Source organism: Bradyrhizobium sp. 61 (assembly GCF_023073075.1).
GTDB lineage: Bacteria > Pseudomonadota > Alphaproteobacteria > Rhizobiales > Xanthobacteraceae > Bradyrhizobium > Bradyrhizobium barranii.
Genome location: NZ_JADPIU010000084.1, coordinates 269,879 through 285,189, shown reverse-complemented (window position 1 = coordinate 285,189; position 15,311 = coordinate 269,879). Strand labels below are relative to the sequence as shown.

Here is a 15,311-nt window from a genome sequence, read left to right as displayed (position 1 = left end):
GATGCGCCGAAGGCGCAGGCTACGATGCGCAATTGCGCATCTGAGAATCCATACTCCCGATCGTGGTTATGGATTCCGGGCTCGATGCTACGCATCGCCCCGGAATGACGGGGAGTTACTAATCCAAATACCTCGCCGCGCGCTTCTCCAGATTGGAGCGCACCGCTTCGGTCTGGTTCGCACTGCCGATCAGCTTCTGCTGCTCGACGGACTCGGCGAGCAGCGCCGGGCCCGGATCGACCGAGAGATTGTTGAGCAGGCGCTTTGCGGCGCGGATCGCATCGGGGCTCTTGCCGGCGATCTCGCGCGCGACTTCGAGAGCCGTGGCGCGCGGATCATCGCAGATGCGCGTCGCGAGGCCATAGGCCATCGCCTCCTGCGCCGAGAAGATGCGGCCGGTGTAGGTGAGATCGCGCAGGATGTCATCGCGCACGAGCGAGGCCAGGATCGGCGTGCCGGCCATGTCGGGCACGAGGCCCCATTTGATCTCCATCACCGACATCCGCGCATCCGGTGAGAGAAAGCGCATGTCGGCACCGAGCGAGAGCTGGAACCCACCGCCGAAAGCGACGCCGTGCACGGCCGCGATCACCGGAACCGGCAACTGGCGCCAGCCCCACACCGCCTGTTGCGGAAAATTCGCCTGGCCATGCGTGCGCTTGGCGAGATCGCGATTTTCGCCACCCGGAATTCCGTTGCCGCCCTTCTCCTTCATGGCGGCAAAACGCCCCATGTCGAGACCGGCGCAGAAGGCGCGGCCTTCGCCCGAGAGCACGACGACACGCACGCCCTTTTCCTTCGAAAGCCGGTCGGTTGCGGCAACAAGGGCCTCGAACATCGCCTGATCGAGCGCATTCATCTTGTCCGCGCGCACCAGGCGCACGTCGGCGACGCCTTCCGAGATCGAGATCGAGACGCGCTCTTCCATGGATGAATTCTCCCCTGTTCTTGTTCAGTGCCGCTTTACAGGAAGCCGACGGCCGGATTTAGTCAATCGACCAATTAACTGACAATGCCTGCGGAGGAAACAGCCATGTTCAAGGAAAATCTTCTGGCCGGCCGGAACATCCTTGTCACCGGCGGCGGCACCGGGCTCGGCAAGTCGATGGCGGCGCGCTTCCTCCAGCTTGGAGCAGAGGTGCACATCTGCGGCCGGCGCAAGATCGTGTGCGACGAGACCGCGACCGAGCTGATGGATCAGTATGGTGGCCGCGTCACCAGCCATGGCGTCGACATCCGCAACGCGCTCGCGGTCGACGAGATGATCGAGACCATCTTTCGTGACGCTCCCCTCACCGATCTCATCAACAACGCGGCGGGCAATTTCATCTCGCGCAGCGAAGAGCTGTCGCCGCGCGGCTTCGATGCCGTCGCCAACATCGTGATGCACGGCACGTTCTATGTGACCCATGCCGTCGGCAAGCGCTGGATCGCCTTGAAGCAGCCCGGCAATGTCGTTTCCATCACCACGACCTGGGTGCGCAACGGCTCGCCTTACGTGGTGCCGTCCGCGATGAGCAAGTCGGCGATCCACGCCATGACGATGTCGCTCGCGACCGAATGGGGCCGTTACGGCATCCGCCTCAACACGATCGCGCCGGGCGAGATCCCGACCGAGGGCATGAGCAAGCGCATCAAGCCCGGCGACGAAGCCGGCGCGCGCACCAAGGCGATGAACCCGATGGGCCGCGTCGGCACCATGGAGGAATTGCAGAACCTCGCGGTGTTCCTGATCTCCGGCGGCTGCGACTGGATCAGCGGCGAGACCATCGCCATGGACGGCGCGCAGGCGCTGGCGATGGGCGGCAATTTCTATCAGCTCCGCGACTGGAGCGACGACGACTGGAAAACCGCGCGCGAGAGCATCATGGCGCAGAACGAGAAGGACCGGGCCAAGCGGGGGTGATGCACCCACCGTTGTCGTCCCGGGGCACGCATAGCGCGAGCCCGGGACCCATAACCCCAGGATGAGGTTTGGCGAAGACTCACAACCCGATCTCGCGCCACACTCCTCCCTGTGGCTTTGGGTCCCGGATCTGCGCTCCGCTTCGCTGCGCTTGTCCGGGACGACAGCGGGGCCTTTCCCATCTTGTCTTCACCCGCGGATGACGCCACACTCCCAGACATAAAAACAAGACGCCACGGGAGAGACATGTCCACCACACAGCCATTGGCGAATCTCGCCGACATGGTGCGCGAGCGCGCGACCAGCCGCGGCAACGCGACCGCCTACGAGTTCGAGGGCCGCCTCACCAGCTTTGCCGGGTTTGACGTCAAGACCAACAAGGTCGCCAACGCGTTGATCGCGATGGGTGTCAGACGCGGCGACCGCATCGCCTATCTCGGCAAGAACAGCGATCTCTATTTCGAGCTGCTGATGGGCGCGATGAAGGCCGGCGTGGTGATGGCGCCGGTGAACTGGCGGCTCGCGGGGCCCGAGGTCGCCTTCATCGTCGGCGACTGCAACGCGCCGGTGTTGTTCGTCGGGCCGGAGTTCATCGCGCAGGTCCGGCAGATCAAGGACCAGCTGCCCAGCGTGCGCACCGTCATCACCACCGAAGGCGGCGCGCCGGAATGGCAGGATTTTACGGCCTGGCGCGATGCGCAGAGCGGCGACGATCCGAAGGTTCCGATCGATACCAGGGACATCGCCATCCAGCTCTACACGTCGGGCACCACAGGCAAGCCGAAAGGCGCGATGCTGTCGCATGCGAACTTCCTCAACCTCGTGCAAACCGGCAACGCCGAGGACAAGCCGGAGTGGAACCGGTGGTCCACCGACGACGTGTCGCTGGTGGCGATGCCGATCTTCCACATCGGCGGCTCCGGCTGGGGCGTGATGGGACTCTATCACGGCGCCCGCGGCGTGATCGCGCGCGAGTTCGATCCGACCAAGGTTCTGGATTTCTTCGAGCAGTCGGGCATCACCAAGCTGTTCATGGTGCCGGCGGCGATGCAGTTCGTGGTGCGGCAGCCACGCGCGAAGACGGTCGATTTCTCGCGGCTGAAATACATGCTGTATGGCGCCTCGCCGATTCCGGCGGCGCTGCTGAAGGAATGCATCGAGGTCTTCAAATGCGGCTTCGTGCAGATGTACGGCATGACCGAGACGACAGGCACCATCGTCGCGCTGCCGCCCGAGGACCACGTCGAGGGCCTTGAGCGAATGCGCTCGGCCGGCAAGGCGCTGTCGGGTGTCGAGATCGCGATCCTGGATGCGGACGGCAAGCCGCTGCCGCCGCGCGAGGTCGGCGAGATCGCGACGCGCTCGGGCTCGAACATGGCCGGCTACTGGAACCTGCCGGAGGCGACCGCCTCGACCCTGCGCGGCGATGGCTGGCTGCGCACGGGTGACGCCGGCTACATGGACGAGGACGGCTATCTCTACATCCACGACCGCATCAAGGACATGATCATCTCCGGCGGCGAGAACATCTACCCGGCCGAGGTCGAGAGCGCGCTGTGCGATCATCCTGATGTCGCCGAGGCCGCCGTGATCGGCGTGCCCGATGACAAATGGGGCGAAGCCGTGAAGGCCGTCGTGGTGATGAAGCCCGGCAAGCAGGCGACCGCCACCGACATCATCAACTTCACCCGCGAACGTATCGCCGGGTTCAAGACGCCGAAGAGCGTGGAGTTTTTGCCGGCCCTGCCGAGGAACCCGTCAGGCAAGATTTTGCGGCGGCAGCTGCGCGAGCCTTATTGGGCGGGGAAGGATAGAAGGGTGAATTGATCCCACGGTGCCGTAGGGTGGGCAAAGGCGCAAAGCGCCGTGCCCACCATTCTTCCACGTTTGCAACAGAGGTGGTGGGCACGCTTTCGCTTTGCCCACCCTACGATAGCTGTGCGCCTCAATGCTTCCCCGGCCCCATATACCCGAACAGGAACCCCGCCACCTTGCGCATCTGGATCTCCTCGCTGCCCTCCGTGATGCGATAGCGGCGGTGGTGGCGGTAGATGTGCTCGAACGGCTTGTGGCGTGAATAGCCCATGCCGCCGTGGACCTGCATGGCACGGTCGGCGGATTCGCAGCAGAGGCGGTTTGCCCAGTAGTTGCACATGGAGACGCGGTCGGAGAGCGTGCGCTCGATCTGCTCCTCATTGAGCTGGTCCATCTCCCAGGCCGTCTTGCGGATCAACAGGCGCAGCATCTCGGCTTGGGTCGCGAGCTCGACCAGCGGGAACTGGATCGCCTGGTTCTCGGCGAGCGCCTTGCCGAACGGCTTTCGCTCGCGCGCGTATTTCACACTCTCGTTGATGCAGTAGACGGCAGCGCCGAGCGAGCTTGCCGCCTGGCGGATGCGGTTCTGGTGGACAAAGCACTGCGCCAGCGACAGGCCGCGGCCGACTTCGCCGAACAGCGCGTCCTCCGGCACGAACACGTCCGTAAAACTGACGCGGGGATGGTCGGTCGGCATGTTGAAGGTCCACATGTACTCCTCGACCTTCACGCCATGGCTCTTGGCCGGCACCAGGAAGCAGGTGATGCCGCGCGCATCGCCGTCATTGCCCGAGGTGCGCGCGAACAACGCGCAGTGGGTGGCGACGTGCATGCCGGTCGTCCACATCTTCTCGCCGTTGATGATCCAGCCCGTGACGTTGTCGCGGGTCGCGGGCACCGCGCGCGTCTCCATGTGCGTCGCGTCCGAGCCGTGATGCGGCTCCGTCAATCCAAAGGTGATGCGGTACTTGCCTTTGATCGAGCCGTCGATCATCGCCTTCTGGTCGTCGCGGCCATAGCGATCGAGCATGGTGACGACAGGGAAATTGCCGACGATGGAGTGCTCGTTCTGGAGATCGTTGTGCAGGCCGAGACCCTTGGCGGCAAAGTGCTCGCGGATCACGGCCATCCAGAGGTTGGAGCCGTCCTTGCCGCCATATTGCTTCGGCACCGGAAAGCGCAGATGGCCGGCGGCGTCCGCGAGATCCTTGGCTTTGCGCAGCAGCGCTTCCCATTCATGGCGCGGCAGGCCGCCATTGTCGAAATCGGTGCGCGCCCATTCGCGGCGATGGTCGAAGAAGCGGATGTTGTCGTCGGCTTGTTCGAGCGGCTTGATCTCGCGTTCGATGAAGCGATCGAGCTCTCCGAGATAGGCGACGAGATCGGCAGGCAATGAGAAATCCACGGCTCTCTCCCGGATTGATTTTGTTGTTTTGCGTTAAGGCGCTACCGCGCTTTTCGCTTCGCGCGATTAAGGTGAGAAGTGCGCGCGCAAGTCAAGCAAGGCAAGGCGCGTGACAGGCGCAAGGCGCGCCCGCGCAATTCGATGGTGTCGCGGCGCTGACGCGCGCTAGTATGTCCGCAATATTCCTTTACGAGAAAATGCGGGAGCGCGCGATGGATCTGAAATTCTCAAAGGTGGAACGCAAGGGGCCAATCACGATCATCACGCTGTCGCGGCCCGAGGTCTACAACGCGCTGCACATCGATGCGCATTTCGAGCTCAACAAGGTGTTCGACGATTTCTCCGCCGATCCCGAGCAGTGGGTCGCGGTCGTCACCGGCGCCGGCGACAAGGCGTTCTGCGCCGGCAACGATCTGAAGTGGCAGGCGGCGGGCGGCAAGCGCGGCTGGGACAAGGGCGGCTTCGCCGGCCTCACCTCGCGATTCGATTGCGACAAGCCGATCATCGCCGCGGTCAATGGCGTCGCCATGGGCGGGGGCTTCGAGATCGCGCTCGCCTGCGACCTGATCATCGCGTCCGAGAATGCGACCTTCGCCCTGCCCGAGCCGCGCGTCGGCCTTGCCGCGCTCGCCGGCGGCCTCCATCGCCTGCCGCGCCAGATCGGGCTGAAGCGCGCCATGGGCATGATCCTCACCGCGCGCCATGTCAGCGCCAAGGAGGGCCACGAGCTCGGCTTCGTCAACGAGGTGGTGCCGCAGGGCGAGGCCCTGTCGGGCGCGCTGCGCTGGGCGGAGATGATCACCAAGAACTCGCCGATGTCGATCCGGGCGTCGAAGCAGACCATTCAGAAGGGCCTCGCCGTGTCGCTGGAGCAGGCGATCGAGGAGCAGCGCGAATATCCGGCGGTGAAGGCGATGGTGGCCTCGCAGGATTACATCGAGGGCCCGAAGGCGTTCTCGGAGAAGCGGCCGCCGAAATGGGTGGGGAAGTAGAGCGCCGCTCTCCTCGTCACGACGACGGATGCCCCAACACCACAGGTGTCATGCCCCGGCTTGACCGGGGCATCCAGTACGCCGCGGCTTCAACGTATCTCACTGCCATCTCTGGAATACTGGATCGCCCGCCCCTGTGCGCAATTGCGCACTAGGCGGGCGATGACAGCGGAGAATATGGCACCGTCTACCCGCCTCGCCCCAGCTCCCGCTTGTATGAGGCATAGTTCGGCTGGTCGACCGCGAGCTTATCCATCGTGGTCTGCCAGAGATGCTCGGCGAGCCCCGGCGTTGCCAGATCAACCTCACCGTTGGCGATGCGCTCGGCGAGCGCGCGGTTGAGATCGGTGACTGAGCCGTCCATGCCGAGCAGCGTGCGCAACCGCTCAACCTCCTTCGCGTCGCTCCCCTCCTCCTGCGTCAGCTGCCGCGTGACGAGGTCGAGGATGTTGACGGCGACGCGCAGCTTGAAGGCCTGATGGCCGGAGATCAGCGGCGTGATGTCGTTGCGGAGGAAATCGGCGACCGCCTTGGTCAGCTCGGTCGGTGTTGGTTCGTCCTGCATGTGTCAGCTCCCGCGCGGCGCCAGCAGCCGCAACAGATCGATCTCGGTCTCGCTGGCGCGGCGGCCGATCATGGCGCGTTCCATCGAATGGTCAGGCCCCTCGCGAAACCGCTGCATCATGCCGCCGCACATGATGCCCCAGCGCAGTGTGCCCATCACTTCCCAGAATTTGACGCGCGCAGGATCACATTTGCGGCCCGCGGCCTCATAGCCGGCGAACAATTCCTCGCGTGTGCCAAAACCGCCGACCGGCTTGTCGATCTCACCGAAACGCCAGGAATTGACGCAGACCCAGCCGAGATCCTCCATGGGATCGCCGAGATGGGCGAGCTCCCAGTCGAGCACGGCGCGGACGCCGTCGGCACCGATGATGAGGTTGCCGTTGCGGAAATCGCCGTGCACCAACGTGGTCTCGGCCGACGGCCCCGGATCATGGTCGCGCAGCCAGCGCAGCGCCAGCTCGAACACGGGCTTGGGCCAGTTCAGGCTGCGATAGTCGCGCTCGAACTCGCCGATCTCCTGGGTCGCGGACCGGCTGCGCAGCTCGGGCAGCTTGTCCTGCGGCAGTTTGTGCAGGCCGGCGAGCACGCCGCCGATCTGCCGCGCGAGACGCGGCCGCGCCGCCGCGTACTCATCATCGCGAAGAATCTTGCGGGCGATGGTCTCGCCCTCGACCCGCTGCATGATGAAGCCGGTGCCGAGATTCTCGTCCGGCGTCAGCACATGCATGACGCGCGGCGACGGCACGCCGGCCTCATAGGCAAGCTGCATCAACTGCGCTTCGGCGGCGAGGCCCGCCGCCCGCGTCGGCGCGGCGCCATAGCCCTTCGGCGAGCGGCGCAGGATCGCGCCGATCGACCCATCGGGATGCTCGATGTCGAAGCGCCAGGTTTCCTGGCTGGCGCCGCCGGACAGTTTTGCCGCGCCGGTGACGCCAGTCGCCCCTTCGCACCAGCGCACGACGCTTCGGGAGAGCTCGGCCTCGATCATTTGCCTTTGAACTGCGCCGGGCGCTTCTCCAGGAACGCGCCAACGCCTTCGCGGAAATCGTCCGTGTCGCCGGCACGCAGCTGGCACTGGAATTCGAGATTGAGCTGATCCTCGAAGGAATTTTCGGGGCTGTCCCAGTAGAGCTTGCGGATCAGCGACAGCGCGACCGTCGGGCCGCTGGCGAGATCGCGCGCGAGCTTCATCGCCTCCTCCATCAGCACGCCGTCGTCATAGACGCGGTTGACGAGGCCCCATTCCAGCGCCTTCTCGGCCGGCAGCCGCTCACCCATCAGCGACAATTCGATCGAGCGCGCCCGGCCGATCAGGCGCGGCAGCAGCCAGGTCGAGCCGCAATCCGGCACCAAGCCGATGCGACGGAACGCTTGAAGAAAGTAAGAGGATCGCGCACACAAAATCATGTCGCCGAGCAGTGCGAAGCTCATGCCGGCGCCGGCCGCCGGGCCGTTGACCGCGGTCACGATCGGGCAGTGCAGATTGCGGATGCGGCGCAGGAAGGGATGAAAGCCGGTCTCCAGCGTCAGGCCGGCCTTGGTCTTCTTCGACTGGTTGTTGCGCCCTTGCAGATTCGCACCGGTGCAGAACGCCCGCCCCGCGCCAGTCAGCACCACGCAGCGCACCTCGCCTTTCTTCTCCTCGATCGCGTCGAGCGCATCGGAGAGGCCGCCCAGCATGTCCATGGAGACCGCGTTCATCACCTCCTGATGGTCGAGCCGGAGGATCGCGACCGAGCCATCGAAATCGAGCGTGACGTGTTTGAACTGCATTGTTTCCTCGTCAGTTGGTACTAGCAATGTTTCGCAGACCGGAATTAGTTTTGCCGGGGCGCATATTTGATTTTTGTCGCGGCCTTGTCCATGGTGGTCCGAACATACCTTGTCGTCGTATCGCACAATCTTGCGCGCACAGGCTGGCGCGCGCCCGTGCCAAAAACAGGAAACGCGCCATGAACCTTTTCGACCTTACCGGCCGCGTCGCCGTGATCACCGGCGGCAATGGCGGTATCGGGCTCGGCATCGCACAGGCGCTCGCCGGCCAAGGCTGCAGCGTCTCGATCTGGGGCCGCAATCCTGACAAGAACAAGGCTGCTGCCGCGAGCATGACGGGCCTCTCCGGCAAGGTCGACACCCGCGTCCGCGACGTCACCGATCCGGCTTCGGTCAATGCCGCAATGAAGGCGACACTCGACGTTTTCGGCCGGGTCGACGGCTGCTTTGCCAATGCCGGCATCGGCGGCGGCGGCCGGCGCTCCTTCATCGAGCGCACCGAGGAAGAGTGGCGCACGATGTTTGCGACCAATCTGGACGGCGTGTTCCACGCATTCCAGGCCGCCGCAAAACACATGACCGAGCGCGCCAATGCCGGCGATCCCTTCGGCCGGCTGGTCGCGACATCGAGCCTCGCCTCGATCTTCGGCACTGCGCGCAATGAGCATTATGCCGCGACCAAGGCCGCGATCAACGCGCTGGTGCGCGCGCTCGGCGTCGAGCTGGCGCGTCACGGCGTCACCGCGAACGCGATCCTGCCCGGCTGGATCAAGAGCGACATGACCGCGGGCATCATGGCCAACGAGAAGTTCGTCGCCAATGTGATGCCGCGCATTCCGATGCGGCGCTTCGGCGAGGCCAGCGATTTCGGCGGCATCGCGGTGTATCTGATGAGCAAGGCGTCGTCGTATCACACCGCGGATACGTTCGTGATCGACGGCGGCTATACGGCGTTTTGAATCTCGTAGCCCGGATGGAGCGAAGCGTAATCCGGGACTTTCAAAAGCAAGCAAGACCCGGATTTCGCTGCGCTCCATCCGGGCTACAAACTCTGAGGGGAATGGGCAAATGTTCTCACACATCATGATCGGCACCAACGATCTCGACAAGGCCAAGGCTTTTTACGACAACCTGCTCGGCACGCTCGAGGTGCGCCCGGCCAGGGTTGACGGCCATCGCATCTTCTACATCACCAAGACCGGCGTGTTCTCGGTGACGAAGCCGATCAACGGCGAGGCCGCTACGTGTGCGAATGGCGGCACCATCGGCTTTGCCGCCAACTCGCCTGAGCAGGTCGACAAGTGGCACGCCGCCGGTGTCACCGCCGGCGGAACGCCGATCGAGAATCCGCCCGGCATCCGCGAGGGCGCAGGGAACAAGCTTTACATCGCTTATTTGCGCGATCTCGACGGCAACAAGATTTGCGCGATGCATCGGATGGCGAACTAGGCCAGCCACATCTACCGCTGTCATGCCCCGCCTTGTGCGCAATTGCGCACTGGAGCGGGGAATCCAGTACGCTGTGGCTTCTCGATTCAATCACCACCGTCACGGAGTACTGGATCGCCCGCCTTCGCGGGCGATGACAGCGGAGAAATGTGGCGCGCGTACACCGAGCCTTCGGCGCCATTCAAACAACATTTCAAACGCCCTCGCGATATTCCATCGCATGGCATGGGTCGCCTGAAAAAATGCGCGCTCGCGCTTTGGCCGCGCTGCGACTATTCTGCGGCCCAACGCGATCTCAGTGACCCCGGGAGGAACAATGACAAAGCACGCCTACATACCCCGCACCACCAACTACACCCTCAATCCCGGCGACGAGCTCAACGATCTCCGCATGTCGGACCAGGTCCGGCCGCTCTATGATCACGTCAGGAAATTCATCCGCGACACCGTCGAGCCGATGTCGATCGAGTTCGCCAAGGCCGGCGAAGGCAAAGAGGATCGCTGGAGCTTCACCCCGAAGCAGCTCGAGGTGCTCGAGGTCGCCAAGAACAAGGCCAAGAAGGAAGGCCTCTGGAACTTCTTCCTGCCCGATGACGAAACCGGCCAGGGCCTGAAGAATCTCGACTACGCCTATATCGCCTCCGAGCTCGGCAAGAGTCCGTTGGCCTCCGAGACGATGAACTGCTCCGCGCCGGACACCGGCAACATGGAGGTGCTCGAGCGCGTCGGCACCAAGGAGCAGAAGGAGAAGTGGCTGAAGCCGCTGATGAACGGCGAGATCCGCTCGGCCTATGTCATGACCGAGCCGAACGTCGCCTCCTCCGACGCCAAGAACATTTCGACGACCGCAAAGCTCGTCGGCGACGAATGGGTCATCAACGGCGAGAAATATTACATCTCCGGCGTCGGCGATCCCCGCTGCAAGATCCTCATCGTGATGGTGAAGACCAATCCGGATGCGGCGCCGAGCAAGCAGCAGTCGCAGATCCTGGTGCCGCGCGATACGCCCGGCGTCGAGGTGCTCGGGCCCATGTACGTGTTCGGCCAGGACCACGCCCCGCGCGGCCACATGCACATGCGCTTCAACAACGTCCGTGTGCCCAAGGAGAACATGCTGCTCGGCGAAGGCCGCGGCTTCGAGATCTCGCAGCTCCGCCTCGGCCCGGGCCGCATCCATCACTGCATGCGCACCATCGGCAAGGCCGAGAAGGCGCTTGATCTGATGGTGCAGCGTGGCCTCACCCGTGAGGCCTTCGGCAAGAAGATTGCCCATCTCGGCGGCAACATGCAGATCATCGCGCAGGCGCGCTGCGAGATCGAGGCGATGCGGCTGATGGTGCTGAAGGCCGCCAAGGCCATGGACGTGCTCGGCAACAAGGAGGCCCGCGTCTGGGTCTCCATGGTCAAGGCCATGGTGCCGGAGCGCGCCTGCAAGATCATCGACCAGTCGATCCAGATGCACGGTGCCACCGGCATCTCGCACTGGACCCCGCTTGCCGAGATGTACCAGGACGTGCGCCATCTGCGCTTCGCCGACGGTCCGGACGAGGTGCACTGGATGGTGGTGGGACGCCACGAGCTGAGCATGGCGTAACCCTCCCTTTCCCCTCTCCCCGCTTGCGGGGAGAGGGTCAGGGTGAGGCGGAGTCTCCGCAAGGACGGCGACAGTCGGACTCGCGGAGACTCCCCTTCACCCGAATTCGATCTGCGATCGAATTCGACCTCTCCCGCAAGCGGGGCGAGGTGAAGAAAGCAAGCCTCCCCTCACCACGGAGCCACCATGGAATACGCCGCCAGCGACCTGACGCCACGCGAGCGCTACAAGGTGCTGACGTCCTTCATCCTGCCACGGCCGATCGCGTGGGTGACCTCGGTCGGTCCGACCGGTGTCGTCAACGCCGCGCCGTTCAGCTTCTTCAACGCCTTCTGCGAAGATCCGCCGCTGTGCATGTTCGCGGCGAACCGCAAGCCCAACGGTCAGGACAAGGACACGTTTCTCAACATCCAGCGCACCGGCGAGTTCGTGGTCAACCTCGCCGACGAGCCGCTGGCGAAGGCCATGCACGAGAGCAGCGGAGATTTTCCCCCTGAAGTGGGCGAGCCTGACTATCTCGGGCTGAAGCTCGCACCGTCGGCGAAGATCGCCGTCCCGCGGCTCGCCGACACGCCCTGGGCGATGGAGTGCAAGCTCTGGAAGATGATCGACGTCAACGACGATCGCCGGCTGATCATGGGCGAAGGCATCCACTTCCATATCCGCGACGAGCTGTGGGACGACAAGGCGATGCGGGTGCACATGGACCGCTATCACCCGATCGGCCGCATGTTCGCCGACCGCTACTGCCGCACGGATGATCGCGTGGTGTTCCCGGCGGCGGAAGGGGCGAAGGGGAAGTAGGCCGCGCCATCGCGCTCCCTCGCCCCGTTCTTACGGGGAGAGGGCTGGGGTGAGGGGCTGCTTCCGAGAAAACAGTGTGAGTTGGACTCGCGGAGAGTCCCCCTCACCCGAATTCGATCTTCGATCGAATTCGACCTCTCCCCGCAAGCGGGGCGAGATGAAGCGAGCACCGTTTACGTCGCCGCCGGCTCGCCGATCTTGTCCTGGGTCTTGGTGTCGAAATCGCCGGCGTCGTGGCGCTCGTGGAGCTGGCTGGCGGGATCGCCGGAGACGCGGTTGACCATGCGGCCGCGCTTGACGGCCGGGCGCTTGGCGATCTGGTCGGTCCAGCGCTGCACGTGCTTGTAGTCCTGCACCGACAGGAATTCGCCGGCGCCATAGACCAGCCCCTTGGCGAGCGCGCCGTACCAGGGCCACACAGCGATGTCGGCGATGGTGTACTCATTGCCCGCGAGGTACTCGTTGTCGGCAAGGCGCCGATCGAGCACGTCGAGCTGGCGCTTGACCTCCATCGCAAAGCGGTCGATGGCGTATTCGATCTTGGTCGGCGCGTAGGCGTAGAAGTGACCAAAACCGCCGCCGAGATAGGGCGCGCTGCCCATCTGCCAGAACAGCCAGGACATCGCTTCGGTGCGGCTCTTGATGTCCTTCGGCAGGAAGGCGCCGAACTTCTCGGCGAGGTAGACCAGGATCGAGCCGGATTCGAACACCCGGATCGGCTCGGGACCGGAGCGGTCCACCAGCGCGGGAATTTTCGAGTTCGGGTTGATGTCGACAAAGCCGCTGCCGAACTGGTCGCCATTGCCGATCCTGATCAGCCAGGCATCGTATTCAGCGCCCTTGTGGCCGAGCGCCAGCAGTTCCTCCAGCATCACCGTGACCTTCACGCCGTTCGGCGTCGCCAGCGAATAGAGCTGGAAGGGATGCTTGCCGACCGGCAGCTCCTTGTCGTGGGTCGCGCCGGCAATGGGGCGGTTGATGCTGGCGAACTGCCCGCCGTTCTCCTTGTTCCAGGTCCAGACTTTGGGCGGCACGTAGGCGGGGGCGTCGGTCATGCGGGGGCTCCGGCGAAAAGATGCGCCTGCATTAATTAGCCCGCGAATGGCCGATGGCAAGGGCGCAGAAATGCATTGCCGGGCGGGGCAACTCTACGTTTCGTCATGGCAGGCCACTTCCCCGCCCTCGTTCCGCGCCCGCCGCTCCGCGCCCCCCGGGAATAACGATCGGAAAGAGCCAGGTTCAGGACGCGGCCGCCGTCAGCCCCCGCTCGGCCCGCCCCAGCAAAAACCCCTCATATCCCTTCGCCGCGACCTCGTCGCAGATCCGGCGGTAGACACCGACACCGCCGATATAGGGCATGAAGATGCGCGGCTTGCCTGGAATGTTGGCGCCCATGTACCAGGAATTGGCCTGCGGATAGAGCGTGCCGTGGGCGACCTCGTTGACATGGGCGACCCACTTGTCCTCGGCCTCCCCGCTTGCCTCCATGGTGGCAACACCCTGCCTGCGCATGTGGACGAGGCAATCGGTGATCCAATCGACATGCTGCTCGATCGAGACGATCATGTTCGAGAGCACCGACGGACTGCCGGGGCCGGTGATGATGAAGAGGTTCGGAAAGCCCGCGCTCATCAGCCCGAGATAGGTCTTCGGCCCCTCCTCCCATTTTTGGTTCAGCGTCTGCCCACCACGGCCACTGATGTCGATCTTCGCGACCGAGCCGGTCATGGCGTCGAAGCCCGTCGCCATCACCAGCGCGTCGACCTCGTGGTCCTTGCCTGCGACACGCACGGCATTCGCGGTGATCTCCTCGATCGGATTGGTCTTGATATCGACCAGCGAGACGTTCGGCCGGTTGAAGGTCGCGAAATAATCCGTATCGATGCAGATGCGCTTGGTGCCGATCGGATGGCTGTTCGGCTGCAGCAGCTTCGCGGTTTCGGGGTCCTTCACGATCTCGGCGATCTTGCCACGCACGAAGCTCGCCGCGGTGTCGTTCGCGGATCGCTCGAGGCCGAGATTGTTGTAGACATACATGAAGGTGAGCCCGCCGCGCTCCCAGCGCGCCGAATATTTGCCATTCCTGGTCTCGTCGCTGTCGTCGAGCGCACCGCGATCGGGCTGCTCGGCGAAAATGCCGTTGCGTGCGACTTCGCGGGCGAAGCGGCGGATCTCCGGATAGGTCTTGCGGAAATTGTTGCGTTCTTCGTCGGTCAGCGCGGCGTTGCGCGCAGGAATCGAAAAATTCGCCGTGCGCTGAAAAACGGTGAGATGTCTTGCCTGCTCGGCAATGATGGGGGCCGACTGGATACCCGATGAACCGGTCCCGATGAGGCCGACGCGCTGACCGGTAAAATCGACCGGTCCATGCGGCCAGCTGCCGGTGTGGTAGACAGGTCCCTTGAAGCTCTCGAGGCCCTTGATGTCGGGCTTGCGCGCGTTCGAGAGGCAGCCGGTCGCGAGCACGATGAACTGCGCCTCGACCGTCTGGCCGTCCGACGTCGTCACCGACCAGCACTTCGCGCCCGCGTCGAACGCCGCGCGCTCGACGCGGGTGTCGAACTGGATGTCGCGGCGAAGGTCAAAACGATCGGCAACGTGGTTGGCGTATTTCAGGATCTCCGACTGCGGCGCATAGCGCTCGCTCCAGTCCCACTCCTGCTGAAGCTCTTCCGAGAACGAGTAGGAATACTGCATGCTCTCGACATCGCAGCGCGCGCCGGGATAGCGATTCCAGTACCAGGTGCCGCCGACGCCACCACCCTGCTCATAGACGCGTGCAGAGAAGCCAAGACCGCGCAGGCGGTGCAGCATGTACATGCCGGCAAAGCCCGCGCCGACAATGACCACGTCGTAGGCCTTCACGGTTCGAGCCGGACTCGCTTGCGCTTGCGACATCGGTTGGCGCTCCCTCGCTGTTTTCTCTTTGTTTGCGCCAGCATTCTCACAGACCCACAAAAGCGCAAGAGGCAAATCGGCGGGCTCTGGTCTGTTTATTTTGTGCAG

Annotated in this window: 14 protein-coding genes; 7 read left to right on the top strand and 7 right to left on the bottom strand. The window is 64.1% G+C overall.

Annotation, left to right across the window (positions count from 1 at the left end; translation table 11 throughout):
* Positions 1-118: 118 nt before the first annotated feature.
* The gene (locus IVB46_RS34820; protein ID WP_247308171.1) at positions 119-928 is read right to left on the bottom strand and encodes a crotonase/enoyl-CoA hydratase family protein; all 810 of its coding nucleotides are present in this window, start codon (positions 926-928) and stop codon (positions 119-121) included.
* Positions 929-1,033: 105 nt separating this feature from the next.
* Between IVB46_RS34820 and IVB46_RS34815 the strand changes: the two genes are divergently transcribed.
* Entirely contained in the window at positions 1,034-1,906 is an 873-nt protein-coding gene (locus IVB46_RS34815; protein WP_247308169.1) for an SDR family oxidoreductase, read from the top strand.
* A gap of 246 nt (positions 1,907-2,152) precedes the next feature.
* Positions 2,153-3,733 carry a fatty acid--CoA ligase gene (locus IVB46_RS34810; protein ID WP_247344572.1) on the top strand — a complete coding sequence of 527 codons (1,581 nt, stop codon included), beginning with the start codon at positions 2,153-2,155 and terminating at the stop codon, positions 3,731-3,733.
* A 118-nt stretch (positions 3,734-3,851) separates the two neighbouring features.
* Here IVB46_RS34810 and IVB46_RS34805 read toward each other — a convergent pair whose 3' ends face one another.
* On the bottom strand, positions 3,852-5,126 hold the full coding sequence (locus IVB46_RS34805; RefSeq protein WP_247308168.1) for an acyl-CoA dehydrogenase family protein: 1,275 nt from the start codon (positions 5,124-5,126) through the stop codon (positions 3,852-3,854).
* A 212-nt stretch (positions 5,127-5,338) separates the two neighbouring features.
* Here IVB46_RS34805 and IVB46_RS34800 point away from each other — a divergent pair, with 212 nt between their 5' ends.
* Positions 5,339-6,118 carry an enoyl-CoA hydratase-related protein gene (locus IVB46_RS34800; RefSeq protein WP_166351187.1) on the top strand — a complete coding sequence of 260 codons (780 nt, stop codon included), beginning with the start codon at positions 5,339-5,341 and terminating at the stop codon, positions 6,116-6,118.
* A 187-nt stretch (positions 6,119-6,305) separates the two neighbouring features.
* Here the strand turns inward: IVB46_RS34800 and IVB46_RS34795 are convergent, their stop codons facing one another.
* From IVB46_RS34795 to IVB46_RS34785, 3 genes are read right to left on the bottom strand one after another with little or no spacing between them, the layout of a single operon-like run.
* On the bottom strand, positions 6,306-6,683 hold the full coding sequence (locus IVB46_RS34795; RefSeq protein ID WP_247308166.1) for a DUF6285 domain-containing protein: 378 nt from the start codon (positions 6,681-6,683) through the stop codon (positions 6,306-6,308).
* Between the two features lie 3 nt (positions 6,684-6,686).
* Positions 6,687-7,673 carry a phosphotransferase family protein gene (locus tag IVB46_RS34790; protein ID WP_247308165.1) on the bottom strand — a complete coding sequence of 329 codons (987 nt, stop codon included), beginning with the start codon at positions 7,671-7,673 and terminating at the stop codon, positions 6,687-6,689.
* A complete protein-coding gene (locus IVB46_RS34785; RefSeq protein WP_247308164.1) occupies positions 7,670-8,458 on the bottom strand; it encodes an enoyl-CoA hydratase/isomerase in 789 nt (262 codons plus the stop codon). Before IVB46_RS34785 ends, IVB46_RS34790 begins: the two co-directional genes overlap by 4 nt.
* Positions 8,459-8,637: 179 nt before the next feature.
* Here IVB46_RS34785 and IVB46_RS34780 point away from each other — a divergent pair, with 179 nt between their 5' ends.
* From IVB46_RS34780 to IVB46_RS34765, 4 genes are all read left to right on the top strand, one after another.
* Positions 8,638-9,417, top strand: a complete 780-nt coding sequence (locus IVB46_RS34780; RefSeq protein WP_247344569.1) for an SDR family oxidoreductase — start codon at positions 8,638-8,640, stop codon at positions 9,415-9,417.
* A gap of 109 nt (positions 9,418-9,526) precedes the next feature.
* A complete protein-coding gene (locus IVB46_RS34775; protein WP_247308159.1) occupies positions 9,527-9,907 on the top strand; it encodes a VOC family protein in 381 nt (126 codons plus the stop codon).
* Positions 9,908-10,223: 316 nt separating this feature from the next.
* Entirely contained in the window at positions 10,224-11,501 is a 1,278-nt protein-coding gene (locus IVB46_RS34770; RefSeq protein WP_028146896.1) for an acyl-CoA dehydrogenase family protein, read from the top strand.
* A gap of 186 nt (positions 11,502-11,687) precedes the next feature.
* Positions 11,688-12,305: a flavin reductase family protein gene (locus tag IVB46_RS34765; RefSeq protein WP_028146895.1), complete on the top strand. Its 618-nt coding sequence runs from the start codon at positions 11,688-11,690 to the stop codon at positions 12,303-12,305.
* 173 nt (positions 12,306-12,478) lie between these two features.
* Here IVB46_RS34765 and yghU read toward each other — a convergent pair whose 3' ends face one another.
* Entirely contained in the window at positions 12,479-13,360 is an 882-nt protein-coding gene (gene yghU, locus IVB46_RS34760; protein ID WP_247308156.1) for a glutathione-dependent disulfide-bond oxidoreductase, read from the bottom strand.
* 184 nt (positions 13,361-13,544) lie between these two features.
* Positions 13,545-15,203, bottom strand: coding sequence for an NAD(P)/FAD-dependent oxidoreductase (locus IVB46_RS34755; protein ID WP_247308153.1), 1,659 nt, complete (start codon positions 15,201-15,203; stop codon positions 13,545-13,547).
* Positions 15,204-15,311 lie beyond the last annotated feature (108 nt).